The following is a 578-nucleotide window of genomic DNA, read 5'->3' on the forward strand; positions in this document are numbered from 1 at the left end:
GAGGTAAGGAGATCAAGACTTACGGCTGACGAATACCTGAAAATTTATCAAGCAGCAGAATCATCACCATGTTGGCTCAGACTTGCAATGGAACTGGCTGTTGTTACCGGGCAACGAGTTGGTGATTTATGCGAAATGAAGTGGTCTGATATCGTAGATGGATATCTTTATGTCGAGCAAAGCAAAACAGGCGTAAAAATTGCCATCCCAACAGCATTGCATATTGATGCTCTCGGAATATCAATGAAGGAAACACTTGATAAATGCAAAGAGATTCTTGGCGGAGAAACCATAATTGCATCTACTCGTCGCGAACCGCTTTCATCCGGCACAGTATCAAGGTATTTTATGCGCGCACGAAAAGCATCAGGTCTTTCCTTCGAAGGGGATCCGCCTACCTTTCACGAGTTGCGCAGTTTGTCTGCAAGACTCTATGAGAAGCAGATAAGCGATAAGTTTGCTCAACATCTTCTCGGGCATAAGTCGGACACCATGGCATCACAGTATCGTGATGACAGAGGCAGGGAGTGGGACAAAATTGAAATCAAATAATGATTTTATTTTGACTGATAGTGACC

1 protein-coding gene is annotated in these 578 nt (G+C 43.8%); it reads left to right on the forward strand.

Annotation, left to right across the window (positions count from 1 at the left end):
* On the forward strand, positions 1–552 hold a 552-nt coding region (locus tag CBF90_RS16215), incomplete at its 5' end, for a tyrosine-type recombinase/integrase (protein WP_172407880.1).
* Between the last annotated feature and the right edge of the window lie 26 nt (positions 553–578).

Source organism: Microbacterium sp. AISO3 (assembly GCF_002204305.1).
Taxonomy (GTDB): domain Bacteria; phylum Actinomycetota; class Actinomycetes; order Actinomycetales; family Microbacteriaceae; genus Microbacterium; species Microbacterium arborescens.